This is a genomic window from Bradyrhizobium sp. 1(2017) (assembly GCF_011602485.2).
Taxonomy (GTDB): Bacteria; Pseudomonadota; Alphaproteobacteria; order Rhizobiales; family Xanthobacteraceae; genus Bradyrhizobium.
The window spans coordinates 198,653-224,321 of sequence record NZ_CP050022.2 but is presented as its reverse complement, the minus strand read 5'-3'; the positions used below and the strand labels follow the sequence as shown (position 1 = coordinate 224,321).

At 64.0% G+C, this 25,669-nt stretch carries 28 protein-coding genes; 15 read left to right on the top strand and 13 right to left on the bottom strand.

The annotated features are described in order from the left end of the window. Window positions 1-212: 212 nt before the first annotated feature. From HAP40_RS01050 to hemJ, 7 genes are all read right to left on the bottom strand, one after another. Window positions 213-1,100: a ParB/RepB/Spo0J family partition protein gene (locus tag HAP40_RS01050; protein ID WP_166811583.1), complete on the bottom strand. Its 888-nt coding sequence runs from the start codon at window positions 1,098-1,100 to the stop codon at window positions 213-215. 173 nt (window positions 1,101-1,273) lie between these two features. After that, a complete protein-coding gene (locus tag HAP40_RS01045; protein ID WP_166811585.1) occupies window positions 1,274-2,152 on the bottom strand; it encodes a ParA family protein in 879 nt (292 codons plus the stop codon). A 30-nt stretch (window positions 2,153-2,182) separates the two neighbouring features. Beyond that, the gene (rsmG, locus tag HAP40_RS01040; protein WP_414645415.1) at window positions 2,183-2,866 is read right to left on the bottom strand and encodes a 16S rRNA (guanine(527)-N(7))-methyltransferase RsmG; all 684 of its coding nucleotides are present in this window, start codon (window positions 2,864-2,866) and stop codon (window positions 2,183-2,185) included. 99 nt (window positions 2,867-2,965) lie between these two features. Further along, entirely contained in the window at window positions 2,966-4,846 is a 1,881-nt protein-coding gene (mnmG, locus tag HAP40_RS01035) for a tRNA uridine-5-carboxymethylaminomethyl(34) synthesis enzyme MnmG (protein ID WP_166811589.1), read from the bottom strand. Between the two features lie 563 nt (window positions 4,847-5,409). After that, window positions 5,410-6,768, bottom strand: coding sequence for a tRNA uridine-5-carboxymethylaminomethyl(34) synthesis GTPase MnmE (gene mnmE, locus HAP40_RS01030; protein WP_166811591.1), 1,359 nt, complete (start codon window positions 6,766-6,768; stop codon window positions 5,410-5,412). Between the two features lie 315 nt (window positions 6,769-7,083). After that, window positions 7,084-8,349, bottom strand: a complete 1,266-nt coding sequence (gene rho, locus HAP40_RS01025) for a transcription termination factor Rho (protein ID WP_166811593.1) — start codon at window positions 8,347-8,349, stop codon at window positions 7,084-7,086. A gap of 247 nt (window positions 8,350-8,596) precedes the next feature. After that, window positions 8,597-9,031, bottom strand: a complete 435-nt coding sequence (gene hemJ / locus HAP40_RS01020) for a protoporphyrinogen oxidase HemJ (protein WP_166811595.1) — start codon at window positions 9,029-9,031, stop codon at window positions 8,597-8,599. A 457-nt stretch (window positions 9,032-9,488) separates the two neighbouring features. Here hemJ and HAP40_RS01015 point away from each other — a divergent pair, with 457 nt between their 5' ends. From HAP40_RS01015 to dnaQ, 4 genes are read left to right on the top strand one after another with little or no spacing between them, the layout of a single operon-like run. Continuing rightward, on the top strand, window positions 9,489-10,328 hold the full coding sequence (locus HAP40_RS01015; protein ID WP_166811597.1) for a pyruvate, water dikinase regulatory protein: 840 nt from the start codon (window positions 9,489-9,491) through the stop codon (window positions 10,326-10,328). A gap of 9 nt (window positions 10,329-10,337) precedes the next feature. Then, a complete protein-coding gene (locus HAP40_RS01010) occupies window positions 10,338-10,946 on the top strand; it encodes a Maf family nucleotide pyrophosphatase (protein ID WP_166811599.1) in 609 nt (202 codons plus the stop codon). A 23-nt stretch (window positions 10,947-10,969) separates the two neighbouring features. Then, the gene (coaE, locus tag HAP40_RS01005) at window positions 10,970-11,569 is read left to right on the top strand and encodes a dephospho-CoA kinase (protein ID WP_166819199.1); all 600 of its coding nucleotides are present in this window, start codon (window positions 10,970-10,972) and stop codon (window positions 11,567-11,569) included. Window positions 11,570-11,595: 26 nt separating this feature from the next. After that, on the top strand, window positions 11,596-12,318 hold the full coding sequence (gene dnaQ, locus HAP40_RS01000; protein ID WP_166811601.1) for a DNA polymerase III subunit epsilon: 723 nt from the start codon (window positions 11,596-11,598) through the stop codon (window positions 12,316-12,318). On the opposite strand, the gene secB is transcribed toward dnaQ, so the two are convergent. Continuing rightward, entirely contained in the window at window positions 12,309-12,794 is a 486-nt protein-coding gene (gene secB / locus HAP40_RS00995; RefSeq protein WP_166811603.1) for a protein-export chaperone SecB, read from the bottom strand. The genes dnaQ and secB overlap by 10 nt on opposite strands. Before the next feature lie 409 nt (window positions 12,795-13,203). Here secB and HAP40_RS00990 point away from each other — a divergent pair, with 409 nt between their 5' ends. From HAP40_RS00990 to HAP40_RS00980, 3 genes are read left to right on the top strand one after another with little or no spacing between them, the layout of a single operon-like run. Next, window positions 13,204-13,899, top strand: coding sequence for a Tim44/TimA family putative adaptor protein (locus HAP40_RS00990; protein ID WP_166811605.1), 696 nt, complete (start codon window positions 13,204-13,206; stop codon window positions 13,897-13,899). Further along, window positions 13,877-15,463: a murein transglycosylase A gene (locus HAP40_RS00985; protein ID WP_166811607.1), complete on the top strand. Its 1,587-nt coding sequence runs from the start codon at window positions 13,877-13,879 to the stop codon at window positions 15,461-15,463. The genes HAP40_RS00990 and HAP40_RS00985 overlap by 23 nt, the downstream gene beginning before the upstream one ends. Beyond that, window positions 15,460-16,062, top strand: coding sequence for a Smr/MutS family protein (locus HAP40_RS00980; RefSeq protein WP_166811609.1), 603 nt, complete (start codon window positions 15,460-15,462; stop codon window positions 16,060-16,062). Before HAP40_RS00985 ends, HAP40_RS00980 begins: the two co-directional genes overlap by 4 nt. Here HAP40_RS00980 and HAP40_RS00975 read toward each other — a convergent pair. From HAP40_RS00975 to hslV, 5 genes are all read right to left on the bottom strand, one after another. Then, window positions 16,059-17,183: a hypothetical protein gene (locus tag HAP40_RS00975; RefSeq protein WP_166811610.1), complete on the bottom strand. Its 1,125-nt coding sequence runs from the start codon at window positions 17,181-17,183 to the stop codon at window positions 16,059-16,061. The genes HAP40_RS00980 and HAP40_RS00975 overlap by 4 nt on opposite strands. A 198-nt stretch (window positions 17,184-17,381) precedes the next feature. Then, the gene (gene hslU / locus HAP40_RS00970; RefSeq protein ID WP_166811612.1) at window positions 17,382-18,686 is read right to left on the bottom strand and encodes an ATP-dependent protease ATPase subunit HslU; all 1,305 of its coding nucleotides are present in this window, start codon (window positions 18,684-18,686) and stop codon (window positions 17,382-17,384) included. Between the two features lie 49 nt (window positions 18,687-18,735). Further along, the gene (locus HAP40_RS00965) at window positions 18,736-19,353 is read right to left on the bottom strand and encodes a DUF2585 domain-containing protein (RefSeq protein ID WP_166811614.1); all 618 of its coding nucleotides are present in this window, start codon (window positions 19,351-19,353) and stop codon (window positions 18,736-18,738) included. Beyond that, window positions 19,350-19,832, bottom strand: a complete 483-nt coding sequence (locus tag HAP40_RS00960; RefSeq protein ID WP_166811616.1) for a GNAT family N-acetyltransferase — start codon at window positions 19,830-19,832, stop codon at window positions 19,350-19,352. Before HAP40_RS00960 ends, HAP40_RS00965 begins: the two co-directional genes overlap by 4 nt. Window positions 19,833-19,835: 3 nt before the next feature. After that, window positions 19,836-20,396 (bottom strand): ATP-dependent protease subunit HslV, encoded by a 561-nt coding sequence (hslV, locus tag HAP40_RS00955; protein ID WP_166811618.1) that lies wholly within the window; start codon window positions 20,394-20,396, stop codon window positions 19,836-19,838. Between the two features lie 191 nt (window positions 20,397-20,587). On the opposite strand from hslV, the gene hisB reads away from it, so the two are divergent. The 8 genes from hisB to HAP40_RS00915 all read left to right on the top strand — a co-directional run bounded on the left by hisB (window position 20,588) and on the right by HAP40_RS00915 (window position 25,667). Further along, a complete protein-coding gene (hisB, locus tag HAP40_RS00950; RefSeq protein WP_166811620.1) occupies window positions 20,588-21,181 on the top strand; it encodes an imidazoleglycerol-phosphate dehydratase HisB in 594 nt (197 codons plus the stop codon). 63 nt (window positions 21,182-21,244) lie between these two features. Further along, the gene (locus tag HAP40_RS00945; protein ID WP_166811622.1) at window positions 21,245-21,775 is read left to right on the top strand and encodes a DUF2628 domain-containing protein; all 531 of its coding nucleotides are present in this window, start codon (window positions 21,245-21,247) and stop codon (window positions 21,773-21,775) included. Continuing rightward, the gene (gene hisH, locus HAP40_RS00940) at window positions 21,772-22,422 is read left to right on the top strand and encodes an imidazole glycerol phosphate synthase subunit HisH (protein ID WP_166811625.1); all 651 of its coding nucleotides are present in this window, start codon (window positions 21,772-21,774) and stop codon (window positions 22,420-22,422) included. Before HAP40_RS00945 ends, hisH begins: the two co-directional genes overlap by 4 nt. Then, the gene (gene hisA / locus HAP40_RS00935) at window positions 22,419-23,162 is read left to right on the top strand and encodes a 1-(5-phosphoribosyl)-5-[(5-phosphoribosylamino)methylideneamino]imidazole-4-carboxamide isomerase (protein WP_166819200.1); all 744 of its coding nucleotides are present in this window, start codon (window positions 22,419-22,421) and stop codon (window positions 23,160-23,162) included. Before hisH ends, hisA begins: the two co-directional genes overlap by 4 nt. A gap of 3 nt (window positions 23,163-23,165) precedes the next feature. Then, window positions 23,166-23,939 carry an imidazole glycerol phosphate synthase subunit HisF gene (gene hisF, locus HAP40_RS00930; RefSeq protein WP_166811627.1) on the top strand — a complete coding sequence of 258 codons (774 nt, stop codon included), beginning with the start codon at window positions 23,166-23,168 and terminating at the stop codon, window positions 23,937-23,939. Between the two features lie 78 nt (window positions 23,940-24,017). Further along, entirely contained in the window at window positions 24,018-24,344 is a 327-nt protein-coding gene (locus HAP40_RS00925; RefSeq protein WP_166811629.1) for a phosphoribosyl-ATP diphosphatase, read from the top strand. 21 nt (window positions 24,345-24,365) lie between these two features. Then, window positions 24,366-25,322 (top strand): type I pantothenate kinase, encoded by a 957-nt coding sequence (coaA, locus tag HAP40_RS00920; protein WP_166811631.1) that lies wholly within the window; start codon window positions 24,366-24,368, stop codon window positions 25,320-25,322. A gap of 105 nt (window positions 25,323-25,427) precedes the next feature. Then, window positions 25,428-25,667: a hypothetical protein gene (locus tag HAP40_RS00915; protein ID WP_166811633.1), complete on the top strand. Its 240-nt coding sequence runs from the start codon at window positions 25,428-25,430 to the stop codon at window positions 25,665-25,667. Window positions 25,668-25,669 lie beyond the last annotated feature (2 nt).

Below are 25,669 nucleotides of genomic sequence, written 5' to 3'. Positions count from 1 at the left end.
AATCCCGCCGCCGAAAGATTCTGGATTGCTTCGTTACGCCCGCAATGGCGGGGTTGGCACAGACGCGCACCACCCGGTGTCGTCCTGGCGAAAGCCAGGACCCATTACCCCAGGGAGCGGTTTGGCGAAGATTCGTAACCCGGTACTGCGACCGGCTGGATCGATACATCACGCGGTATGGGTCCTGGCTTTCGCCAGGACGACACCGAAGACTACAGTCCGCCCTTCGCCAGCCGCTTCATGACCTCGTCGAGCTGATCGAGGTTGCGGTAGTTGATCTGCACGGAGCCGCCGGGATCACGGTGATTGACGGTCACCTTGAGACCGAGCGCGTCGCTCACACGCTTTTCCAGATCGATGGTGTCGGGATCCTTTTCCTTGCCCCCGGTGCTGCGCGCCTTTTGCGGCTTGCGCTCCGGCACGCCCTCTTCGTGCGCGAGCGCCTCGGCCTGGCGGACGTTGAGGCCTTCCTCGACGATGCGCTTGGCGGCGGCGAGCGGATCGGGCACGCCGATCAGCGCGCGGGCGTGGCCAGCCGTCAGCTCACCGGTCGCGATGAAGGCCTGCACCTCGGCCGGCAGCTTCGTCAGCCGCATCATGTTGGCGACGTGGCTGCGGCTCTTGCCGACGACTTTTGCAATGTCGTCCTGGCTGCGTTTGAATTCGTTGGCGAGCGCGTGATAGCCCTGCGCCTCTTCCATCGGGTTGAGGTCTTCACGCTGCACGTTCTCGACGATCGCGAACTCCAGCGCATCGCTGTCGCTGATGTCGACCGGCACGATCGGCACTTCGTGCAGGCCGGCCATTTGCGAGGCACGCCAGCGCCGCTCGCCGGCGATGATCTCGTAGCGGTCCTGCGCGCCCTTCACCGGACGCACGACGATCGGCTGGATCACGCCATGCTGCTTGATGGACTCGGAGAGCTCCTTGAGCTCAGTGTCCGAAAACGTGCGGCGTGGATTGCGCGGATTGGCCTTGATGAATTCGATCGGCACCTTGCGCTGCGCGCGCGGACGATCGACGTGCTGAGCCTCGCCGCCGACATCACCGATCAGACTCGCAAGACCCCGGCCCAGTCGCGAACGCGCTTCGTCGGCCATCGCCAGCTCCCTTGGATTCACGGTATAGCACTCCAGAACTGAATTTCGAACGTAGGGTGGACCAGCCCCGCAGATGCGCGAAGCGCACCTGCTCGGCGTAACCCACCTCCTCTGCTTTCGCGGAGATGGACAGTGGTGGGTTACGCCTTCGGCCAACCCACCCTGCGGCATCGTCAATGCGTCGTGCGCAGCTCGCGCTCACGCTGGATCACTTCGGTGGCCAACCGCAAATAGGCTTCGCTGCCGACGCATTTGAGATCGTAGACCAGCACCGGCTTGCCGTAGGACGGCGCTTCGGAGATGCGCACGTTGCGCGGGATCATGGTCTTGTAGACCTTCTCGCCCATGAACTGACGGACGTCGGCGACGACCTGGTTGGAGAGGTTGTTGCGCGAGTCGAACATGGTCAGCACGATGCCGTGGATCGACAGGTTCGGATTGAGCGTCGAGCGCACCTGCTCCACCGTCTGCAGCAATTGCGACAGACCTTCGAGCGCGAAGAACTCGCATTGCAGCGGCACCAGGATCGCGTCCGACGCGGCCATCGCATTCACCGTGAGCAGGTTCAGCGAGGGCGGGCAGTCGATCAGCACATAGGTGTAGTCGGCGTCCGGCGAGACATTGTTGTTGAGGGCGCCGATGGCATCGCGCAGCTTGAAGGCACGGCCGGGCGTGGTGCCGAGCTCGAGCTCGAGGCCGGAGAGATCCATGGTGGAGGGCGCGATGTGCAGCCGCGGCACCGCGGTCGAAACCACCGCTTCACGCAGCGGGGCTTCACCAATCAGGACGTCATAGGTCGAGCAGGACCGGTTGCGGCGGTCGATGCCGAGGCCGGTCGAGGCGTTGCCTTGCGGATCGAGATCGACGACCAGGACGCGCTCGCCGATCGCCGCGAGTGCCGTTCCCAAATTGATCGCTGTGGTTGTCTTTCCCACACCGCCCTTCTGGTTCGCCAGCGCCAGGATACGCGGGTGGCCATGCGGGACCTCGTTGGTCTCTTGGTTGGCCTCTTGGGCGGTCTGTTCTTGCTGCGGCTCGTCAATGACACTCATCGCCAATTCCCCACTCAGGCCCTTAACGCCTCATCCGCGCCGTTCGACGGTCGTCAGTTCCACGATCCAGCCGTCCCCGGTACGGCTGCGATGGAGCTGAGGCTTAATATTCCAATATTTAGCGGCTTCGGTCAATTCAGCCTCTACATCTTGACCCTTGAGAAATAACGCCTTTGCGCCCTGGCGCATCAGCGGCTCCGCAAAGCCGATGAGTTGATGTAGCGGAGCCAACGCACGCGCGGTGACGCAATCGACGGAGCCGGTGATTCTATCCACATTATCCCCGATCTCAGCGAGATGTACGACTCCCGGAGACGCGGTGATGCGGATCGCTTCGCGCAGGAACGCGGCCTTTTTGGCGATTCGCTCGACGAGATGGACACGGACGTCCGGCGTCCCGGCCATGGCGCAGGCCAGGACGACGCCGGGGAAGCCGCCACCGCTGCCGAGGTCGGCCCAGCGCTTGGCCGATGGTGCGAGATCGACGAGCTGAAGCGAGTCGGCGATGTGGCGCGTCCAGAGCTGCGGCAGGGTCGACGGCGCGACAAGATTGGTCTTGGCCTGCCACTCCCGGACCAGCGCGATGTAGCGATCGAGCCGGTCCTGGGTTTCACGTGAAATCGGAGCGAGCTTCAGAGCGGCATCCTTGTCCGCGGCGATGATGGTATCCAGCGCCTGATCGTTGGCGCTGGCCTTGTCAATCCTCGGTTTGATCGGCGCCGGCTCGGATCGCCGGGCGGCGCCCTCACCCCCCGCGTTTTTCCCTGATGAAGATCTGCCGCCGCCCGGCCCGCGCTGTTTCACGTGAAACGCCTATGCGATGGCCTTCGAGGTCTTTCGTGCCTCGCGCCGCAGATAGGCGGCGAGAATACCGAGCGCCGCCGGCGTCATACCGTCGATCCGGCCGGCTTGGCCGACCGTGAATGGCCGTGCCTTCTCCAACTTGGCCCGCACCTCGTTGGAGAGACCCGGGACCAGCCGGTAGTCGACCTCCGACAGCACCATCCCCTCATCCCGCCTGAAAGCTTCGACATCGGCGCTCTGGCGCTCCAGATAGACATCGTACTTGGCATCGATCTCGAGATGGGTGGCGATGACGGGATTGATCGCGGACAGCTCCGGCCAGATCGTGCGAACCTGGCCCCAGCCAATGTCCGGATAGGCCATCAGCTCGAAAGCGGACCGGCGCTGACCATCGCGGTTCAGGGACAGTCCGTGCTTGATCGCCTCGTTCGGCGTGATCGTCAGTGACTTCGAGAGTGCCCGGGCTGCGTTCAGGGCCTCCATCTTGGCGCGATGGTGCTGCGTCCGGGCACTGCCGACACACCCGAGGGCAATCCCCTTCTCGGTCAGGCGTTGGTCCGCATTGTCGGCCCGCAGCGTCAACCGATACTCGGCCCGGGAGGTGAACATCCGGTAGGGCTCGCTGATCCCGCGGGTGACGAGATCGTCGATCATCACACCGAGATAGCCATCCGCACGGTCGAACACCGTCAGCGCGGCGCCGCTGGCGGAGAGCGCGGCGTTCAGGCCGGCCACGATGCCCTGGCCGGCCGCTTCCTCATAGCCCGTCGTGCCATTGATCTGCCCGGCCAGGAACAGGCCACGCAGACGCTTGGTCTGGAGCGTCGGATCGAGCTCGCGGGGATCGATGTGATCGTACTCGATGGCATAGCCCGGACGGACCATCTTGACCCGCCCGAGACCCGGAATGCTGGCGAGGATCGCGAGCTGAACCTCCTCCGGCAGCGAGGTCGAGATGCCGTTGGGATAGACCGTCGTATCGTCGAGCCCTTCGGGCTCCAGGAAGATCTGATGCCCGTCGCGGTCGCCGAAGCGAACGATCTTGTCCTCGATCGAGGGGCAATAGCGTGGTCCGGAGCTCTTGATCTGGCCGGAGTACATCGGGGAGCGATGGACATTGGCCCGGATCACCTCGTGGGTCGCCGCGGTGGTTCGGGCGATGCCGCACTGGATCTGCGGGGTCGTGATCCGCTCGGTCATCACCGAGAACGGCTCCGGCGGCTCATCTCCGGGCTGCATCTCGACTGCGGACCAGTCGATCGTGCTGCCGTCGAGACGCGGCGGCGTGCCGGTCTTCAGACGTCCCAGGGTAAAACCGGCACGCTCAAAGGAGCTGGAAAGGCCCATCGCAGGCGCCTCGCCGACCCGGCCGGCAGGCCAGTTCTGCTCACCGAGATGGATCAGACCGCGCAGGAAGGTGCCGGTGGTGACGACAATGGCCCCGGCCCGAAGCTGCCGGCCATCGGCCAGGCGCAGTCCGATCACCCGACCCTCAACCACGATCAGCTCGTCGGCCTCGCCTTCGACGACGGAGAGACCTTCGGTCTCCCGGATCGCGCTCTGCATCGCTGCCGCATAGAGCTTCCGGTCGGCCTGGGCCCGGGGACCACGGACGGCGGGGCCCTTGCGACGATTGAGGACGCGAAACTGGATGCCGCCGGCATCGCCAACCCGGCCCATCAGGCCATCAAGCGCATCGACTTCGCGGACCAGATGGCCCTTGCCGAGGCCACCGATGGCGGGATTGCAGGACATCGCGCCGACCGTGGAGAAGCGGTGCGTCACCAGCGCGGTCGCGGCACCCATCCGGGCAGCGGCGGCCGCAGCCTCACAGCCGGCGTGACCGCCGCCAATCACGATGACGTCGAAGCTCTCTCGCTCTGTTCGCATGGGCGGACTTCTAGCTCAGAGGCGTGAAGGCCGGAAGTGGAAACTGGGTGAGACAGTTGTTTCACGTGAAACGGGGTGGCTGAGAGGAGTCAAAGTGATTGTCGCGAAAACAACCCCATGCACAGTAGACGTCGCCGTGAACTGCCTGATGTTTTCACGTGGGACGAAATGGGTCTCGTCGGTGAGCGACGGGCCAGCGCGGCATGGGAAGTAAGCCGGGCAAGTCGGTTGGGCTTGGGGATTGCAGGCCGACCTGTGGCCACATCCGCCATTGCGAGTGAAAGTGAAGCAATCCAGAATGCGACCGTGGAGACAGCCTGGACTGCTTCGCCGCAAGAGCTCCTCGCAATGACGAATTCAGGCGCGGGCCGCGCTCAATACCCGCCACCGCTCCTCGCGGCGACCTCACATGGACCTCATAGATCTTGGCTGGGGTCGATCCCACGTTTCACGTGAGACAGGCTGGAATCCCATCTCGCGTGTACGCGGGAATGGCATTCCCCGCGTTTCACGTGAAACACAAAGAATGGAACAAAGGCTAGTTCTACAATGAAGAACTAGCCCTACTTTCCGATGCAGAACTTCTGGAAAATGGCTCCCAGGACGTCCTCGACGTCGACCCGGCCAAGCAATCGGCCCAAGGCATAAACGGCCGCGCGGAGCTCTTCAGCGGCGAGCTCTTCGCCCTCTTCTACAAGCTCCAAGCTCCGGCGCAAACTGTCTGAGGCCTGGCGCAGCAGGTCGCGTTGGCGCGCCCGGGTTACCAATGCACCCTCGCCGGTTCCAAAAAAGTCGGAGGCGAATCTCACGAGGGCATCCACCAGGCCGGGAACGCCGTCGCCTCGGCTCGCCGATATCCCGAACTCGCCGCGCGACCCGGCCTCCCCGATGCCGCCGAGATCGATCTTGTTGCGGACGATCCAGACCGGGCCGCCAGAGCGGTCGCCGTCATTGCGGGATTTCCGCAGCGACCGCATCGCCTCGGCATCGACGACCCGCGTCCCCTCGACCAGCCACAGCACGAGATCTGCGTCTTCGGCTCGCGCACGTGCCCGGCGCACGCCTTCCTGCTCGACTGGATCATCGGTCTCGCGGATGCCGGCGGTGTCGATCACCGTGACGGGATAGCCGTCGAGATCGAGCTGCACCTCGATCACGTCGCGCGTGGTTCCGGCATGCGGCGAGACAATCGCAACCTCGCGGCGCGCGAGTTGATTCATCAGCGTCGACTTGCCGACATTCGGCTCGCCGGCGATCGCAACCACGAGCCCGTCGCGCAAGCGTTCAGCTTGTCCCTGTGCCGCAAGGACTTTTACAATTTCGTCGTGCAGAGCTCTGATGGCTTTCACCGCCGGCGCCATCAGCTCCGCCGGCACATCGCCCTCATCGGAAAAATCGATGCCGGCCTCGATCAGTGCGGACGCCTCGATGATGCGCTCGCGCCAGTCGCGGGCGCGGTTGCCGAGCAGGCCCTGCAGTTGGCGCAGCGCCTGGCGGCGCTGGCGATCGGTATCGGCATGAATGAGATCGTCGAGGCCCTCGGCCTCGGTGAGGTCGAGCTTGCCGTTCTCGAACGCACGCCGCGTGAACTCGCCGGGCTCGGCCGCCCGTATATTCGGAATAACGGAAATTGCGGCGATGAGCGCCGCGAGCACCGCGCGTCCGCCATGGACGTGGAACTCGGCGACATCCTCGCCGGTCGCACTGCCCGGCCCCGGAAACCAGAGCACCACTGCATCGTCGATCGGCTGACCCGCGGCGTCGCGGAGCAACCGCCGGCTGGCCTGTCGCGGCCTTGGAAGGGTGCCGACCAACGTCGTCAGCGCCAGGCCGGCCCCGGACCCGGAGACGCGCACCACGGCAATCGCACTCGGCAGGCGACCGGACGACAGCGCAAAGATGGTCTGATCTCGCGGGTGCATGACCTATTTGTCTGGCTGCCGGGGAAAAGGCAAACCCCGCATTTCGAGCATCGCGCGAACCATTTGCTGCACCAAATTCCGCAGCAAAAACTATTGCTGCATTGCGGTAAGCTTACACCATTTTGCTGCAAACCTTGTGCGTTGCAAGCCGCACCCTATGCCAAAGAGTCAATCTTTATTATTCAATATCAATAGCTTAACCTAGGGTCCGAAATACAGCGACAGGCACCATTCATCCTGCACGCCCGTCGCAGCAATGCCGCACAAAAGAAAAGGGCGCCCAAAGGCGCCCTCCAATCGCATGCTGTACCGCACTCAGGTGTTCATCGAGTCGAAGAACTCCGAATTGCTCTTGGTCGAGCGCAGCTTGTCGAGCAGGAAGTCGATCGCGTCCATCGTCCCCATCGGATTGAGGATGCGGCGGAGCACGTACATCTTCTTGAGCACCTGGGGATCGGTGATGAGCTCCTCCTTGCGGGTGCCGGAGCGCGAGATGTCGATCGCCGGGAAGGTGCGCTTGTCCGAAACCTTGCGGTCCAGGATCAGTTCCGAGTTACCGGTGCCCTTGAACTCTTCGAAGATGACTTCGTCCATGCGGCTGCCGGTATCGACCAGCGCGGTCGCGATGATGGTCAGCGAGCCGCCCTCCTCGATGTTGCGGGCGGCACCGAAGAAGCGCTTCGGACGCTGCAGCGCGTTGGCATCGACACCGCCGGTCAGCACCTTGCCGGATGACGGCACCACCGTGTTGTAGGCGCGGCCAAGTCGCGTGATCGAATCGAGCAGGATGACGACGTCGCGGCCATGCTCGACCAGGCGCTTTGCCTTTTCGATCACCATCTCGGCGACCTGGACGTGGCGCACGGCCGGCTCGTCGAAGGTCGAGGACACGACTTCGCCCTTCACCGAGCGCTGCATGTCCGTGACTTCTTCCGGACGCTCGTCGATCAGCAGCACGATCAGATAGCATTCGGGGTGATTGTGCGTGATCGAATGCGCGATGTTCTGCATCAGCACGGTTTTACCGGTGCGCGGCGGCGCGACGATCAGCGCGCGCTGGCCCTTGCCAATCGGCGCGACGATGTCGATCACGCGTGCAGAAAGGTCTTTCCGCGTCGGATCGTCGATTTCCATGCGGAAGCGCTGATTCGGAAACAACGGCGTGAGGTTGTCGAAATTGACCTTGTGCTTGGCCTTTTCCGGGTCCTCGAAATTGAGCGTGTTGACCTTCAGCAGCGCGAAATAGCGCTCGCCCTCTTTCGGGCTGCGGATATGGCCTTCGATGGTGTCGCCGGTGCGCAGGCCAAAACGGCGGATCTGCGAGGGCGAAACGTAGATGTCGTCCGGGCCCGGGAGATAATTCGCATCGGGCGAGCGGAGGAAGCCGAAACCGTCGGAGAGCACCTCGACGACGCCTTCGCCGACGATATCGGTCTCGGCGAGCGCCAGCTGCTTGAGGATGGCGAACAGCAGCTCCTGCTTGCGCATGGTGCTGGCATTCTCGACCCCGTTCTCTTCCGCGAACGAGACCAGCTCGGCCGGGGTTTTCGACTTAAGGTCCTGAAGTTTAATTTCCCGCATTGGGGTGGTCCTGTGGGGTAACCTTGGAAGGGGGCGCGAGGAGGCTCTGAAATGCGGACGTGAGAAGGTAAGGTCCGCAGGTCTGGCAAGGAGAGTGCCGGTGAGGCTTCAAACCTGATGCGGTGTCCGGCCTCTGGAAAGCTCAGACACAACCACATCCGCCTGCGTTGGGTGGGATAGGGATAATATAGAAAATCGCTTTCCACTCCGCAAGCCGAAGCGCTGAGCGGATGGTCGCAAGCGCTGCCTAGAACGGCTTCACGATCACCATGATGACGATGAAAATCATCAGAACGGTCGGTACCTCGTTGATAATTCGATAGAATTTCTGGCTTCGCGGGCGCCGGTCGGCAGCGAAATCCTTCAGCCAACGGGAAAAAAAGCCGTGGACCGCAGACATGGCCAAGACCAGTGCCAGTTTTACGTGCAGCCAGCCGAACGTGAACCAGTGGCCGGACCAGGCCAGATAAAGCCCGGCGAGCCAGGTGACCATCATAGCGGGGTTGATGATCGCCTTGAGCAGCCGGCGTTCCATCACCTTGAAGGTTTCGGACTGCTTCGAGCCGATCTCCGCCTCGGAATGATAGACGAACAGCCGGGGCAGATAGAGCATGCCGGCCATCCAGGCGATGACCGCGATCACATGCAGCGCCTTGATCCAGAGATAGACGTCTTCGAACATTTTCTGCGCCCGGATTTCTGTCCAGCCTGGGATGCTGGGGATAGTAAGAACTCGTTAAGCTCTTACCCTGCACACATATCCGTCCGTAGCGCCTTCCTCAAATCTAGAATCTTAGATTCTTAAGGTTTGAGTCTTTGTGACCGTGGATTGGACTCACGCAATTCCATCCGCGGGTTTGCGCGCGCTTGTTCACATCCCTCAACATATTTAGGGCAGCTCGGGCGACTTCCGATAAGTCGGCCAGCTTCAAAGGCTTGCGCGTTTCTGTCGGCAGCTTATCAAGGGGGTTGTCCGCACAATCCCAGTTTCGTTTCGGCTGGGCGCCGGACTTGTTCTCGACGGCAGTGATGTGAAGAAAATCGGCCGTTGTCCCGCCCCTGGTGTCGCACATCCCTTTCCGAGGGGTTAAGCTCCACAGAAATCCACAAACCGCCCCAACGAAATCCAAAGGGTTTTTGTGCCGACCTCGAACAATTATTTCCATCTGCACCTCGTGTCCGACTCCACCGGTGAGACGCTGATCACCGTGGCGCGGGCGGTCGCGGCCCAATACGCCAACGTGACCCCGGTCGAGCATGTCTATCCGCTGGTCCGCAGCCAGAAGCAGCTCGATCGCGTGCTCGACGAGATCGAGGAGGCGCCGGGAATCGTGCTGTTCACGCTGCTGGAGAAGGATCTGGTCTTTCGGCTCGAGAACAAGTGCAAGGAGATCAACGTTCCGAGCCTGTCGATCATCGGCCCGGTCATGCAGTTGTTCGAAGCCTATCTTGGCGCGGCGACCACCGGCCGGGTCGGCGCCCAGCACGTCCTCAACGCGGAATATTTCAAGCGCATCGACGCGCTGAACTACACGATGATCCACGACGACGGCCAGCATGTCGAAGGTCTCGACGATGCCGACGTGGTGCTGGTCGGCGTGTCCCGGACCTCGAAGACGCCGACGTCGATCTATCTCGCCAATCGCGGCATCCGCACCGCCAACGTGCCGCTGGTCCCAGGCATTCCGGTGCCCTCGCAACTGGAGACGCTGACGCGGCCGCTGGTCGTCAGCCTGCATGCGACGCCGGAGCGCCTGATCCAGATCCGTCAGAATCGCCTGTTGTCCATGGGCGCCGAATCCGGCAGCGACAGCTACACCGACAAGCAGTCGGTCACCGAGGAAGTCGCGTTCGCACGCAAGCTGAGCGCCAAGCACGATTGGCCGTTGCTGGACGTCACGCGGCGTTCGATCGAGGAAACCGCGGCGGCGATCATGAAGCTGTACACCGATCGCCAGCGCAACCGGCCTTCCGGGTAAGTGTCGGCGATGGGTCTGTGGCTCGGCAAATCTCCGTTGATCCTGGCCTCGCAGAGCAGCGCGCGGAAGATGCTGCTGGCGAATGCCGGCCTCGAATTCAAGGCAGTCACGGCTGATATCGACGAGCGCGGCATCCAGGCCGCCTCGAAGCTTTCGAACCCGCGCGAGATCGGCCTGCTGCTGGCGCGCGAAAAGGCCAGAGCCGTCTCGGCACGTTATCCCGGCAGCTACGTGATCGGTGCCGATCAGACGCTGGCCCTGGGCGAGCGCCTCTTCAACAAGCCGGCAGGCCGTGCGCAGGCGATGGCACAATTGCGTGATCTTGCGGGCAGCAGCCACGAGCTGAATTCCGCGGTCGCCATGGCGCGTGACGGCAAGATCGTCTTCGAGCATGTTTCGATCGCCCGCATGACCATGCGGCAGATGACAGAGACGGAGCTGTCAGCCTATCTCGATGCGGCCGGCGACGCGGTCACGACCAGCGTCGGCGCCTATCAGCTCGAAGGCCTCGGCATTCATCTGTTCGAGCGCATCGAAGGCGACCATTTCACCATTCTCGGCCTGCCGCTGCTGCCGCTGCTTGCGTTCCTGCGCCGCGAGCGGCTAGTTGCGGTGTGAACGACAGACATGGCTGGGCGCTGATGCGGATTCTCGGACTGACGGGCTCGATCGGGATGGGCAAATCCACCACCGCGAAATTGTTCGTGGAGGCCGGTGTTCCCGTCTACGACGCCGATGCCTCCGTCCATCAATTGTATGAGGGTGAAGCGGCGCCGGCGATCGAGGCTGCGTTTCCCGGCACGACCGCGAATGGCAAGGTCGACCGGGCAAAACTGTCTGCACGCGTGGTGCATGATCCCGCCGCGATCAAGCAGCTCGAGCAGATCGTCCATCCGATGCTGGGTGCGTCCCGGCAAAAATTCTTCGCCGATGCGGAAGCGGCCAAGGCGCCGGTCGTGGTGCTGGACATTCCGCTGCTGTTCGAGACCGGCGGCGAGAAGCGGGTCGATGCGGTGGTCGTGGTCTCGACCTCGCCGGAACTCCAGCGTGAACGAGTGCTGGCGCGGGGGACGATGGACGAGGCAAAGCTCGACGCCATCATCGCCAAGCAGATGCCCGACGCTGAAAAGCGCAAGCGCGCCGATTTCGTGGTGGATACCTCACACGGTCTCGAGCCGGTGCGGGCGCAAATCGCGCACATCCTGGCCGAGGTCGTTAAGATGCCGCAACGGCGAGCCTGATTCGCCGCATCACACGGCACTCAATCATGCGTGAAATCGTTCTCGATACCGAAACCACCGGCCTTGATCCGCTCCGCGGTGATCGTCTGGTCGAGATCGGCTGCGTCGAGATCTTCAACCGCATGCCGACGGGACAGACGTACCACGTCTACATCAATCCCGAGAGGGACATGCCGGCGGAAGCCTTTGCGGTGCACGGGCTGTCAGCCGAATTCCTGTCGACCAAGTCGCTGTTCCACGAGGTGGTCGATGCGTTTCTGGAGTTCATCGGCGACGCGCCGCTGGTGATCCACAACGCCTCGTTCGACATCAGCTTCATCAATGCCGAGCTCGACCGGATCAAGCGCGCGGCGATCCCGCGCGAGAGGCTGGTCGATACGCTGCTGCTGGCCCGGCGCAAGCACCCGGGCGTCTCGAACCGGCTCGACGATCTCTGCTCGCGCTATTCGATCGACAATTCTCACCGCACCAAGCACGGCGCGTTGCTCGACGCCGAGCTTCTGGCCGAGGTTTATGTCGATCTGGTCGGGGCGCGGCAGTCGCAGCTGCTGCTGGCCTCGGAAGCCGAAGAGATCCGGGTCAATGCGGCCGGCGAAGCACCGCGGCGGCAGCGCATGATACCGCTCGCGCCGCGGGTTTCCGATGCCGAGCGCGAGGCCCACCGGGCCTTCATCGCAACGCTCGGCGACAAGGCGATCTGGAACGAGTACCTGCCCGCTCCAGCCGCCCTTGCGGCCGGTCAGGCCTGACCGGCTTGGCCCTGAGCGGCCATTTGCCGCTCCATGTTCTGACGATACAGACCGACGAAGTCGACCGGGTCCAGCATCAGCGGCGGGAACCCGCCGTCACGCACGGCGGTCGCGATGATTTCGCGGGCGAACGGGAACAGCAGACGCGGGCACTCGATCATGACCAGCGGATGCAGGTTCTCCTGCGGCACATTGGCGATCCGGAACACGCCGGCATAGGCGAGCTCGAACGAGAACATCAGCTTTCCCGCGGCCTCGGCCTTGCCCTCGACCGACAACGTCACCTCGAACTCCTGTTCGCTGAGGTTGTTGGCGCTGACATTGATCTGGATGTTGATCTGGGGCGGCTGGTTCTGCTGCTGGAGCGAGCTCGGCGCGTTCGGATTTTCGAACGAGAGGTCCTTGGTATATTGCGCCAGCACGTTGAGCTGGGGAGCCTGGGCCGCCTCGGGAGGGGTGCCGTTACCGTTGGTCATGAAAGTCTCTCCTTACCCGATTTGGGCTGAATTTCGCGGCGGTTGGCTAACATAGGGCCGCCTCATTCCACAAGGACGAACGGCTCCGGAAAGCAGATCCGGACCGCGCCTGCAACTGTGACGTTTAACCCTGCCTTTTGCCGAAATCGCGCCTTAAACGATTGAAGCTGCGCGATTTCCGGGCAGGATCGGGTTTCCCCTCAAGCATAAAACGCGCTACACTCGGCGCTGTGCCAAAAGGCGCCATTGGCCGGGCGGGATTTCGTGCCTACATCCCACGGACGCGCGGACCTAACATGGTGATGTAGACTTGCCGTTCCCGTATGGAACGGTCTACTGGCCGGATCGATTTTCCCGGCGACGACCTCGAAGCGAAGACCCAAAGCAAAGACCAGAAAGCGAATACGACGTGGACATCTACACTATCATCTTCCTGGCGCTGGCGGTCTTTATCTTTCTGCGGCTGCGCAGCGTGCTGGGGCAGCGCACCGGAAACGAACGGCCGCCGTTCGACCGCAACGCGCTCCAGGGTGCCCAGGACAAGAACGTCGTGACCATGCCGGGCAAGGTGATCGACCAGGCCCCGCTGGCGCCGACGGCCGAGCCGACCCCGCCTGCCGACCGCTGGAAGGGGCTGACCGAGCCTGGCACCCCGCTCGCACAGGGTCTGGACGCCATCGTCGAGAAGGATTCCACCTTCGACCCGCGCCATTTCATCTCGGGTGCCCGCGGTGCTTACGAGATGATCGTGCTGGCCTTTGCCAATGGCGACCGCCGCGCGCTGCGCGACCTGTTGTCGACAGAGGTCTATGAGAGCTTCGACGCTGCGATCAAGGAGCGCGAGAAGAACGAGCAGAAGACCGAGACGCGTTTCGTCTCGATCGACAAGGCGGAGCTCGTCGGCGCGGAGATGCGCGACCGCACCGCCCAGCTCACGATCCGCTTCGTCTCGCAGATGATCTCGGCCACCCGCGACAAGGCCGGCAATATCGTCGATGGCAGTGCCGACACGGTCGCCGACATCACGGACGTCTGGACCTTCGCCCGCGACACTTCCTCTCGCGATCCGAACTGGAAGCTGGTTGGCACCGGAAGCGCGAATTAAGACTTTCCTGAAGACCAGCGCGACGGCGCTTTGCGCAGGTGTCGTTGCGCTGTCGTCGTTTTCGCTCGGTGCCGAGGCGGCGCGGCGCCACTATCGCAGCCACCACCACCATCTCCCGCATCTGCCCGCCGCCCCGCCGCGGGCCCTGCCCTATCCGCAGCTCCCCCTGCCGTTCGAGATTTCCGGCGCGCAATATCTGCCGCTGGCCTGGGCGGACGTGAAGGGCTGGAGCGACGACAATCACCTCGCCGCCTACAAGACGTTCCGTGCCAGTTGCCGGACGATCAACGCGCAGACCGGCGCATCGGAGCCGAAGGCCCTGGCCGGCTCGTTGAACGAGCCTTGCCGGACCGCCAGATCGCTCGAGCTTGCCGACGACGCCAAGGCCAAGACCTTCTTCGAGGACAATTTCGCGCCGCTTCGCATCTCGCGCCTCGGCGAGCCCGACGGCTTCGTCACCGGTTATTACGAGCCGGTGCTGGAGGGATCGCGTACCCAGACCGACGTCTACGACGTTCCCGTCTATCGCCGCCCGTCCAACCTGTTCGTACGCGGTTACAAGCAAGACTCGGTCAGCCTGCCCAACAAGGGCCCGGTCTATCGCAAGATCGGCCGCCGCAAGCTGGTGCCCTATTACGATCGCGGCGAGATCGAGGACGGCAAGATCGCCGGCCGCGGGCTGGAGATCGCCTGGCTGAAGGATCCGACCGATCTCCTGTTCGCGCAGATCCAGGGCTCGGCGCGGATCAAGTTCGAGGACGGCAGCTCGGTTCGGCTCAACTATGACGCCTATAACGGCTATCCCTACACCGCCGTCGGTCGCATCCTGATCGAGCGCGGCATCATCCCGAGGGAGGAGATGTCGATGCAGAAGATCAGGGAGTGGATGGCGCAGAACCCTGACGGCGCCAAGGAGCTGCGCCGCGCGAACCGCGCCTACATCTTCTTCCGCGAGGTCAATCTGTCCGACAAGGACGAGGCGGTGGGCGCGCAGGGCATTCCGCTGACGGCCGGCCGCTCGATCGCGGTCGACAAGTCGCTGCACGTCTACGGTACGCCGTTCTTCATCGAGGGTGAGCTGCCGATCGAGTCCGAACGGGCCAAGACGCCGTTCCGCCGGCTGATGATCGCGCAGGACACCGGCTCGGCTATCATCGGCCCTGCGCGCGCCGATCTCTTTTTCGGCGCGGGCCAGGAGGCCGGCCGTGTCTCGGGGCGGTTGCGTCACCCCATGCACTTCGTGATGCTGGTGCCGAAGAGCATCGATCCCAGCCCACGCGCCGCCAGGCTGCCGGTGCCCGACCCGCGGCCGTCGGAGAAGATCGCAAAGCTGTTTCCGCAAACCGATCCCGCCAAGGATTCCAGCAAGGATCCGAAGAACGCGGCGGCCGCAGTGAAGCCGGATGAGACGAGCAAGGCTGGCGCGGCTTCGCCTGCCGTGCCACAAGCCAAGGATGCCGCCATTGCGGTGGCGAGCCCGGTGCCGCTGCCGGAGCCGCGTCCGAACATCAAGCCCGACCGCGAACAGCGCAAGCGCGTGAATCGTCGATCCGACCAGCAATGAAGCGATCGTCCCGTCCGCCCGTGCTGGAGCCTCGCCCCTCGCCGCGCCGCCGTGCGCTGAGCGAGGAGGAGCGTGCACTGTGGGATTCGGTTGCAAAACAGCTCAAGCCGCTCAGGAAACATCGCGTGGCCAAGGGTGTGACCAAGGCGGCGCCTGCGCCGCGCAGCGAGCCTTCGCCCGTTGTACCGGCGGTGAGATCCGGACCACCACCGCGCCCGATTGCTGCCGCGCCGATTCCGCGCGTTGCAAAGCCGTCCGTGCCGCCTCTGGCGCCGCTCGGCAAGCGCGAGCGCGCAAAGCTGTCGCGCGGGCGCAGCGAGATCGAGGCGCGGCTCGACCTGCACGGCATGACCCAGATGCGCGCCCATCGCGCGCTGACCGGATTCCTGCACCGCGCCCATCATGACGGTCTGACCTTCGTGCTTGTCATCACCGGCAAGGGACGCAGCGGCGGCGAAAGCGGCGTGCTGCGCCGCCAGGTGCCGGAATGGCTGAGCCTGCCGGAATTCCGCGCCTTCGTCGTCGGCTTCGAGGAAGCCGCTATCGGCCATGGCGGCGAGGGTGCGCTGTATGTGCGGATCCGCCGGGCGAGATTCTAGAAGGGCCGGATGATTCCGACGCGCGGGATCAGCGTGATGATCAGGCCGAAGATATTCGTCGTCCGATCCTCGGACCGAATTGCCGGCGTTTTCCGCGCGGCCGGCAGCATCTTCACCGCATGCAGGATCAGGAACATGCAGACCGCCCAGTTCGAGATCCAGCGCGAATAGTCGAACACCATCGCGAACATCACGAGATAGGCGAGGCTGATGCCGATCAGCGCCGCGATCACGAGGCGGCGATGCGCTTCGCTCGCGAGCCCGCCGATCAGGCTCGCGAGATGGCGCCACAATGGCGTATGCAGCCAGATCAGCAGTGCGAAGACCGGCACGCCGAGGATGTTGTGCGGCAGCCGGCCCCAGGTGTCGGCAACCTCCTTCGCCAGCGGCTGGTACCAGATGTAGCTGAATTGCAGCAGGTCGGTGCGCGCAGGATCGGTCATCCGGGTCTTCAGATACGCAACGAAATCCGCCTCCGGGACCGGCATCGTCCCGAGGAACTGTGCCGCGAAGAACAATGCGGCGACGATGGCGAGAGCGGCGACACCGAACGCAACGTTGGTGCGATTGCAGCCGAAAGCTAGGTAGTACCTGATCACGACGATGGTGATGATCGTCGGCACATACATCAGGAGATGGATGTGATGGATCAGCACGAGAACGACCGAGAACGACGCGGCCGTCGCCACGAACAGCAGCGAGCCCGCCGGCAGCAGCAGCAGCACGATCGCCAGCGCACAGCCATAGATGTCGAAATGGCCGAGCGTGTGCATGAAGTTCTTCAGGAAGAACGGCGAGCCCGCGGTCAAGACGAACAGCGGCAGTGTCGTCGCGGTGAAGCCGAACGTCCTCTGGAACAGCTTTGCATAGAGCCCGAGCGTCACGAGCCACGTCGCCCCGCCGAGCGCGAACACCAGCCAGACCGGCACCTTGTCGGTGAACAGCGCGACGATCGCTCCGATCAGCGCCCGCTTGATGAAGCCGAAATGGTAGTCGACGAGGAGGTGGATATAGGGGACGTAGGGCGGCAGCTGGATCTTGTGGACGAAGACGCCGACGATGATCACGGCGTTGATCGCGAGCAGCAGCCGCCAGGGGTTTTGCAGGATGCTAGCGCGCACGTAGCACCCGCCGCGCGTCAAACTCCGCCGTCGTCCCGGCGAAAGCCGGGACCCATAACCACGAGTGTCTGTTTTGAGGCAACGTTGGAGCCGCTATCTTTTTACGATGACCGTCACGGAGTATGGGTCCCGGCCCCCCGTGCGCAATTGCGCACTAGGCCGGGACGACGGCGGAATAGATAGCGCGAGCCTAGCGAATTACAAAATGAACCGGCTCAGATCCGCGTTCTTGGCCAAATCGCCGACGTGCTTCTGCACGAAATCCGCGTCGACCTTGACGGTCTCGCCGTTGCGGTCGGGGGCGGTGAAGGAGATCTCGTCCAGCACCCGCTCCATCACGGTCTGCAGCCGCCGGGCGCCGATGTTCTCGACGGTGGAGTTGACAGCCACCGCGACGTCGGCCAGCGCATCGATGGCGCTGTCGGTGATGTCGAGCGTCACGCCCTCGGTCTGCATCAGCGCGACATATTGCTTGATCAGCGAAGCCTCGGGCTCGGTCAGGATGCGGCGCATGTCGTCGCGGGTCAGCGCCTGCAGCTCGACGCGGATCGGCAGGCGGCCCTGCAATTCCGGCAGGAGGTCGGACGGCTTGGCGACGTGAAAGGCGCCGGACGCGATGAACAGGATGTGATCGGTCTTCACCGCGCCGTGCTTGGTCGAGACCGAGGTGCCCTCGATCAGCGGCAACAGATCGCGCTGCACGCCCTCGCGGGAGACGTCACCGCCGACGCGGCCGTCGCGGGCACAGATCTTGTCGATCTCGTCCAGGAACACGATGCCGTTGTTCTCGACCGCGCTGATCGCCTCCATCGTGAGCTGCTCGGTGTCGAGCAGCTTGTCGGACTCCTCGTTGACGAGGATCTCGTGCGAGCCCTCCACCGTCAGCCGCCGCGTCTTGCTGCGGCCCCCCAACTTGCCGAAGATGTCGCCGATCGAGATCGCGCCCATCTGCGCGCCCGGCATGCCCGGGATTTCGAACATCGGCATGCCGCCGCCGGAGGACTGCGTCTCGATCTCGATTTCCTTGTCGTTGAGCTCGCCGGCGCGCAGCTTCTTGCGGAAAGATTCCCGCGTCGCCGACGAGGCATTGGCGCCGACCAGCGCATCGAGCACGCGCTCTTCGGCGGCGAGCTGCGCCCGCGCCTGCACGTCCTTGCGCTTGCGCTCGCGCACCTGGGCGATCGCGACCTCGACGAGATCGCGCACGATCTGCTCGACGTCGCGCCCGACATAGCCGACCTCGGTGAACTTGGTCGCCTCCACCTTCAGAAACGGCGCATTCGCCAGCTTGGCCAGCCGCCGCGCGATCTCGGTCTTGCCGACACCGGTCGGGCCGATCATCAGGATGTTCTTCGGCAGCACCTCCTCGCGCAAGGAGCCGGTGAGCTGCTGACGACGCCAGCGGTTGCGCAGCGCGATCGAGACGGCGCGCTTGGCATCGGCCTGGCCGACGATGAAACGGTCGAGTTCGGAAACGATTTCGCGGGGGGAGAAGTCTGTCATGTCTGTTTAGCTAGGGCGGGAGGCGGCCAAGGACAAGCTGCATTTTGCGTCAGATGATGGGCGGGCCCGATTGCCATTGCTTCACGGCCTCGATCGGATGGATCAACATCAGGATATTGAGTGTCAGATTGTCGCGAATGTGGAGCGCCAGCATGATCTCGAAGGCGAGCCCGAGGAGGACGGTCGCGGTGACGGGCAGCATCCGTGCGGCTAGGAACCCCAGGATCATGGCGAGGTTGTCGGAGACCGAATTGACGATGCTGTCACCGTAATAGTCCAGCGAGATCGTGCCGGCGCGGTAGCGTTCGATGATGAACGGCGAATTCTCGACGATCTCCCAGGCGCCTTCGATCAGCATGGCGATGATCAGCCGCGCCGGCCACGACAAAGACAGCAGGGGCCATCGCGCGAACAGCAGCCAGGTCAGGCCGTAGAACAGGAAGCCGTGCAGGACGTGCGAGAAGGTGTACCAGTCCGCGATGTGCTGGGAATTCTCCGAGCTGTTCACGACCCCGTGCCACAGCTTGATCGTGCCGCAGGTGCAGATCGGCACGCGTCCCATCGCAAGCAGGATCGCGGCCTGCAGTGCCAGCAGCAACAGCGCGATGCCGGCCCAGGCGAGCGGCGGAAATGCGGTCTTGACGGCGGGAGTCGCGGCAAGCGTCATGGGGCTCGGATCATCAGGAGTGCGGGACCATCGGGCGTAACGATCTCGTGTTGCGGCACGAATCCAGCTTTCTCATAGGCACGAATGGCGCGCGGATTGGCGGGACTCGGATCGATCACGATGCGGGGCACGCCGCGGGCAAAGAGCCGGGCGATGAAGGCACGGATGAAAGCCGAGCCGTGGCCGCATCCGAGCATGTCGGCCTCGCCGATGAACTGATCGAGGCCGCGGGTGCCCACGGGCTGCGGGCCGAAGCTGACATGCCAATCGCCGATCTGATAGCACTGCAGATAGGCGAAAGACCGGCCGTCGAGGCTGACGATGAACTGCGCCAGGTCAGGATGGTCGAGGTCGCCGCCGACGAATTCGAGCGTCTCCGGATCATGCCACCATTCAGCAACATGCGGCGCGTCCAGCCAGCGCCGGATCATCGGCATGTCAGCCGTCATCATCGGGCGGAAGGTATAGGCGGGCGCCATGGCCTATCCCGTCGCCAGGCTCTCGATCGTCAAATTCCGGTTGGTGTAGACGCAGATGTCGGCGGCGATGTCGAGGGAGCGGCGGACGATGGTCTCGGCATCCTTGTCGGTGTCGAGCAGGGCCCGGGCCGCCGCCAGCGCGTAATTGCCGCCGGAGCCGATCGCCATCACGCCGGCCTCGGGCTCGAGCACGTCGCCGGTGCCCGTCAGCACCAGGGAGACGTCCTTGTCGGCCACGATCATCATCGCCTCCAGCCGCCGCAGATAACGGTCGGTGCGCCAGTCCTTGGCGAGCTCGACCGCGGCCCGGGTCAGCTGCCCCGGATATTGCTCCAGCTTGGATTCCAGGCGCTCGAACAGCGTGAAGGCGTCGGCGGTGGCGCCGGCAAAGCCGCCGATCACGTCGCCCTTGCCGAGCTTGCGCACCTTCTTGGCGTTGGCCTTGATCACGGTCTGGCCGATCGAGACCTGGCCGTCGCCGCCGACGACCACCTTGCCGCCCTTGCGGACCGTCAAAATCGTGGTGCCGTGCCAACCCGGCGAGCTGTTCTGGGAATCCTGCATGAATGACCCTCGTTGTCCGGCCTGATTTAGGCGGTTAAGGCGAAGGGTACAACGGGCCGCTCCGGGCCTAATTTCGCTCACCATAGGCAGAAGTAGAGGCCCCGCCTGTCGTTCCCGCAGTAGCGAAGGCGTCATTTGGCTGTTAAAAGACCGGCGTTTTCGGCCCCGGATGAGGATGAAAGCCAGTTTTGATGCGCACCGCGACGATCAAGCGCAAGACCAAGGAAACCGACATCGAGGTCACCGTGAACCTCGATGGCACCGGCGTGGCCAATATCGCGACCGGCATCGGCTTTTTCGACCATATGCTCGATCTCCTCGCCCGCCATTCCCGCATCGACCTCACGGTCAAGGCGGTGGGCGACCTGCACATTGATCATCACCACACCACCGAAGACACCGGCATCGCGCTCGGCCAGGCGGTCAAGCAGGCGCTCGGCAACATGGCGGGCATCACCCGCTATGCCGGCGTGCACATGCCCATGGACGAGACGCTGTCGCGCGTGGTCATCGACATCTCAGGCCGCCCGTTCCTGGTGTTCAAGGCCGAGTTTCCCCGCGACAAGATCGGCGAGTTCGACACCGAGCTGGTACGCGAGTGGTTCCAGGCCTTCGCCATCAATGCCGGCGTGACTCTCCACGTCGAGACCCTATATGGCGATAACAGCCACCATATCGCCGAGTCCTGCTTCAAGGGTCTGGCGCGGGCGCTGCGCACCGCCGTCGCGATCGATCCGAAGGCTGCGGGCGAGATCCCGTCCACCAAGGGCTCGCTCGGCGGCTGACATCTCTCCCCGGCGGCACGCGCCGCTTGCGGTATCACTGAATTTAGAGAACGGGGCATCACCATGCCTGTCTACACGGTTCATGCTCCCTCTCCTGCCGGAGCCGATCTGCGCGCGACCGATGGGTTCGTCTTCGTGCGCGACGGCTTCCATTTCTGGGCCATGATCTTCGGCCCGTTCTGGCTGCTGTGGAACCGGCTGTGGCTGGCGCTGATCGGCTGGGCGATCTTCGTGGCCGCCTTCAATGCGGGGCTGTCCAGCCTGGGGGTTGGACGCAGCTCGATCTTTTTCGCCAACGTCGTCATCGCGCTGCTGATGGGCCTCGAGGCTTCCAGCCTGCGCCGCTGGACCTTGTCGCGCGGCAGGTGGCGGCAGCTCGACGTCGTGATTGCCGACAAGGAGGACGCGGCCGAGCACCGCTTCTTCGAGCGCTGGAGCCAGAAGCAGCGCGGCATCGTCAACGATCAATGGGCCGTCGATCGCGGCGGGCCGCCGCCGACCCGCAGCGCGCCGGGTCAGCAATTCTCGAACCCGCCGCCGATTCCGGCCGGCGGGATCATCGGATTGTTTCCAGAACCGGGAGGGTCAAGATGAGCGTCGCCATCATCGATTACGGTTCCGGCAATCTGCATTCCGCCGCGAAAGCATTCGAGCGCGCCGCGCGCAGCCTGGAGACGCCGCAAAAGATCTTCGTCACCAGCGATCCGGACCAGGCCTATGGCGCCGACCGTCTGGTGCTGCCGGGCGTCGGCGCCTTCGCCGATTGCCGGCGCGGGCTTGACGCCGTCAACGGCATGGTCGAGGCGATCACCGAAGCGGTGCGCGTGAAGGCGCGGCCGTTCTTCGGCATCTGCGTCGGCATGCAGCTGATGGCGAGCCGCGGCAAGGAGCACGTCACGACGGATGGCCTGAACTGGATCGGCGGCGACGTCGAGAAGATCACGCCGCGCGACGAGAGTCTGAAGATCCCGCACATGGGCTGGAACACGCTCGACCTGTTGCAGGAGCATCCGGTGCTGAACAAGCTGCCGCTCGGCCCCAAGGGCCAGCACGCTTATTTCGTGCACTCCTACCACCTCAACGCCGCCAACGAGGCGGACGTGCTGGCGCGCGCCGATTACGGCGGACCTGTCACCGCGATCGTCGGCAAGGACACCGCGATCGGCACGCAATTCCACCCCGAGAAGAGCCAGCGCTTCGGGCTGGCCCTGATCTCGAACTTTTTGCGATGGAAACCGTGATCCTCTTCCCCGCCATCGACCTCAAGAACGGCCAGTGCGTGCGCCTCGAGCAAGGCGACATGGCGCGCGCGACGGTTTTCAATCTCAATCCCGCCGCGCAAGCGCAGAGCTTCGTCGAGCAGGGCTTTGAGTATCTCCACGTCGTCGACCTCGACGGCGCCTTTGCCGGCAAGCCGGTGAATGCGCAGGCGGTCGAGGCGATGCTGAAGACGATCAGGATTCCGGTGCAGCTCGGCGGCGGCATTCGCGATCTCGCCACGGTCGAAGCCTGGCTCGACAAGGGTATCACCCGCGTCATCATCGGCACAGCCGCGGTGCGCGATCCCGAGCTGGTGAAGAGCGCCGCCAGGAAATTCCCCGGCCGTGTCGCGGTTGGGCTCGATGCGCGCGACGGCAAGGTTGCGGTGGAAGGCTGGGCCGAGACCTCGCAGGTCACGGTGCTGGAGATCGCGCAGCGCTTCGAGGATGCCGGCGTCGCCGCCATCATCTTCACCGACATCGCCCGCGACGGCCTGCTCAAGGGCCTGAACCTGGACGCGACCATTACGCTCGCCGACGCCATCTCGATTCCCGTGATCGCCTCCGGCGGCCTCGCCTCGATCGAAGATGTGAAAGCCATGCTGACGCCGCGTGCGAAAAAGCTTGCCGGCGCCATTGCCGGCCGCGCGCTTTATGACGGCCGGCTCGATCCCGCGGCCGCCCTCACCCTGATCCGCAACGCACGCGCGCCTGGGAGCTGACACATGTTCAAGGTGCGCGTGATCCCCTGCCTCGACGTCAAGGACGGAAGGGTCGTCAAGGGCGTTAACTTCGTCGATCTGCGCGATGCCGGCGATCCCGTCGAGGCCGCGGTCGCCTATGATGCCGCGGGTGCCGACGAGCTCACCTTCCTCGACATCACCGCGACCCATGAGAACCGCGGCATCATGCTGGACGTGGTCCGGCGCACGGCGGAGGCCTGCTTCATGCCGGTCACCGTCGGCGGCGGCGTGCGCGAGGTCAACGACATCAAGACGCTGCTACGCGCCGGCGCCGACAAGGTCTCGATCAACAGCGCCGCAGTGTCGCGGCGCGAGTTCGTCAAGGAAGCTGCCGAGAAGTTCGGCGAGCAGTGCGTGGTGGTGGCGATCGACGCCAAGCGCGTCAAGCGCCCCGGCGGCGACCGCTGGGAGATCTTCACCCATGGCGGTCGCAACTCGACCGGCATCGACGCGATCGAATATGCCCAGGAAGTGGTCTCGCTCGGCGCCGGCGAAATCCTGCTCACCTCGATGGACCGCGACGGCACCAGGCAGGGCTTCGACATCCCGCTGACCCGAGCGATCGCCGACAGCGTGGCCGTTCCGGTGATCGCCTCGGGCGGCGTCGGCAATCTCGATCATCTCGTCGACGGTATCCGCGACGGGCACGCCACGGCGGTGCTGGCCGCCTCGATCTTCCATTTCGGGGAATTCACCATCCGCGAAGCCAAGGAGCACATGGCCCGGCGCGGGCTGCCGATGCGCCTGGATGCCTGACGACTCCCGTTCATAAAAATGCTACACAAACCGGCAGGAAATGGCCTCCAGGGCCGGGTGTGTTTCTGAGTGTTTCCGATGCCGCGTTTCACCATCCACGATCTCGCCGAGACCATCGACGCCCGAGCTGCGTCCGGCGGCGAGGCCTCCTATACCCGCAAGCTTCTGGACAAGGGCGCCGAGCATTGCGCCAAGAAGTTCGGCGAAGAAGCAGTCGAAACCGTAATCGCAGCAGTCGAAAACGATCGCGCGCATCTGATCGCTGAAAGCGCCGACCTGCTCTATCACTTCCTTGTGCTGCTCAAGTCTCGCGGCGTAAAGCTGGAGGAGGTCGAGGCCGTGCTGGACAAGCGGACGTCGATGTCAGGGTTGGAAGAAAAGGCGTCGCGCAAGAGCGGCAGCTAGCCGAGGTGGAGAGTTCGCGTCATGGATATCCGCGCACCCGAGCAGCAGTATAATCCGTACCGCGTCTATTCGCGCGGAGAGTGGTCGCGGCTGCGCGACGACACGCCGATGACGCTGGAGCCGGGCGAGTTCGACCGGCTGCGCTCGCTGCACGATCGCCTCGACCTGCAGGAGGTCGAGGACATCTACCTGCCGCTGTCGCGCCTGCTGTCGATCTATGTCGACGCCATGCAGCGCCTGTATTACGCCGAGCGCCAGTTCCTCAACATCCGCGACCGCAAGGTGCCCTACATCATCGGCGTCGCCGGCTCGGTCGCCGTCGGAAAATCCACCACGGCGCGCGTGCTGCAGGCGCTGCTGGCGCGCTGGTCGCCGCGGCCCAAGGTCGAGCTGATCACGACCGACGGATTTCTCTATCCCAACGCGGTGCTCGAGCGGCAGGGCATCATGCAGAAGAAGGGTTTTCCGGAGAGCTACGACCTGCCGCTGCTGCTCAGCTTCCTCTCCGACATCAAGTCCGGCCGCCGCAATGTGCGCGCCCCGGTCTATTCGCATCTGACCTACGACATCGTGCCGGGCCAGTGGGCCGAGGTCGATCAGCCCGACATCCTGATCGTCGAAGGCGTCAACGTGCTGCAAACCGGCAAGCTGCCGCGTGACGGCAAGGCGGTGCCCGTGGTTTCCGACTTCTTCGACTTCTCGGTCTATATCGATGCCGACGAAGCGGCGCTGCGGCAATGGTACATCAAGCGCTTCCTGGCGCTGCGCGACACCGCCTTCACCAATCCAAAATCCTATTTCAACCGCTACGCGCTGCTGTCCGACGACGAAGCCACCGCCACCGCGATCGCGATCTGGGAACGGACCAACCTCGCCAATCTCGAGGACAACATTTTGCCCACCCGCCCCCGCGCGACGCTGATCCTGAAGAAGGGCGCCGACCACACGGTGGAGAGCGTGGCGCTCAGGCGGCTGTAATTGCGCCGTGACCGTGGCGTCGGCTGGTTCGAGCCATAAGTATCTTTTGTTGCAGACCAACGATGGGTATTCCGCTATTCCTGGGAAAAAGCGGGAATAGGCACCATGGTTGATCGTCTCAGAAGCGCGGCGGAGCAGCTTGAAGCGCCGACCTGCCCGGATTGCCACATCGAGATGAAGTGGTTCCGCTCGGAGTTGCTCGCGGACGCGCCGACCCCGATCATCGCGCACCTCTTCGTGTGCCCGCACTGCAAGCGCGCGGCCAAGGCAGATACCATCTTCAGGGGCACTCAAACGCCGCCCGACAAGCTCTCTGCGCCGCGCTTCATCGCCCATGCCGCATAGGA

Excerpts from the sequence above, each read along its gene's own strand:
- HAP40_RS01050 (WP_166811583.1), bottom strand. The coding sequence starts at position 1,100 with ATGGCCGACGAAGCGCGTTCGCGACTGGGCCGGGGTCTTGCGAGTCTG.
- HAP40_RS00960 (WP_166811616.1), bottom strand. The coding sequence starts at position 19,832 with ATGGCGCCCGCCTATACCTTCCGCCCGATGATGACGGCTGACATGCCG.
- HAP40_RS00980 (WP_166811609.1), top strand. The coding sequence starts at position 15,460 with ATGAAGCGATCGTCCCGTCCGCCCGTGCTGGAGCCTCGCCCCTCGCCG.
- secB (WP_166811603.1), bottom strand. The coding sequence starts at position 12,794 with ATGACCAACGGTAACGGCACCCCTCCCGAGGCGGCCCAGGCTCCCCAG.
- hslV (WP_166811618.1), bottom strand. The coding sequence starts at position 20,396 with ATGCAGGATTCCCAGAACAGCTCGCCGGGTTGGCACGGCACCACGATT.
- hisB (WP_166811620.1), top strand. The coding sequence starts at position 20,588 with ATGCGCACCGCGACGATCAAGCGCAAGACCAAGGAAACCGACATCGAG.
- hisF (WP_166811627.1), top strand. The coding sequence starts at position 23,166 with ATGTTCAAGGTGCGCGTGATCCCCTGCCTCGACGTCAAGGACGGAAGG.
- HAP40_RS00915 (WP_166811633.1), top strand. The coding sequence starts at position 25,428 with ATGGTTGATCGTCTCAGAAGCGCGGCGGAGCAGCTTGAAGCGCCGACC.
- dnaQ (WP_166811601.1), top strand. The coding sequence starts at position 11,596 with ATGCGTGAAATCGTTCTCGATACCGAAACCACCGGCCTTGATCCGCTC.
- hslU (WP_166811612.1), bottom strand. The coding sequence starts at position 18,686 with ATGACAGACTTCTCCCCCCGCGAAATCGTTTCCGAACTCGACCGTTTC.
- coaE (WP_166819199.1), top strand. The coding sequence starts at position 10,970 with ATGCGGATTCTCGGACTGACGGGCTCGATCGGGATGGGCAAATCCACC.
- coaA (WP_166811631.1), top strand. The coding sequence starts at position 24,366 with ATGGATATCCGCGCACCCGAGCAGCAGTATAATCCGTACCGCGTCTAT.
- HAP40_RS00945 (WP_166811622.1), top strand. The coding sequence starts at position 21,245 with ATGCCTGTCTACACGGTTCATGCTCCCTCTCCTGCCGGAGCCGATCTG.
- mnmE (WP_166811591.1), bottom strand. The coding sequence starts at position 6,768 with ATGCACCCGCGAGATCAGACCATCTTTGCGCTGTCGTCCGGTCGCCTG.
- HAP40_RS01010 (WP_166811599.1), top strand. The coding sequence starts at position 10,338 with ATGGGTCTGTGGCTCGGCAAATCTCCGTTGATCCTGGCCTCGCAGAGC.
- hemJ (WP_166811595.1), bottom strand. The coding sequence starts at position 9,031 with ATGTTCGAAGACGTCTATCTCTGGATCAAGGCGCTGCATGTGATCGCG.
- HAP40_RS00925 (WP_166811629.1), top strand. The coding sequence starts at position 24,018 with ATGCCGCGTTTCACCATCCACGATCTCGCCGAGACCATCGACGCCCGA.
- mnmG (WP_166811589.1), bottom strand. The coding sequence starts at position 4,846 with ATGCGAACAGAGCGAGAGAGCTTCGACGTCATCGTGATTGGCGGCGGT.
- HAP40_RS01045 (WP_166811585.1), bottom strand. The coding sequence starts at position 2,152 with ATGAGTGTCATTGACGAGCCGCAGCAAGAACAGACCGCCCAAGAGGCC.
- hisH (WP_166811625.1), top strand. The coding sequence starts at position 21,772 with ATGAGCGTCGCCATCATCGATTACGGTTCCGGCAATCTGCATTCCGCC.
- rho (WP_166811593.1), bottom strand. The coding sequence starts at position 8,349 with ATGCGGGAAATTAAACTTCAGGACCTTAAGTCGAAAACCCCGGCCGAG.
- HAP40_RS00965 (WP_166811614.1), bottom strand. The coding sequence starts at position 19,353 with ATGACGCTTGCCGCGACTCCCGCCGTCAAGACCGCATTTCCGCCGCTC.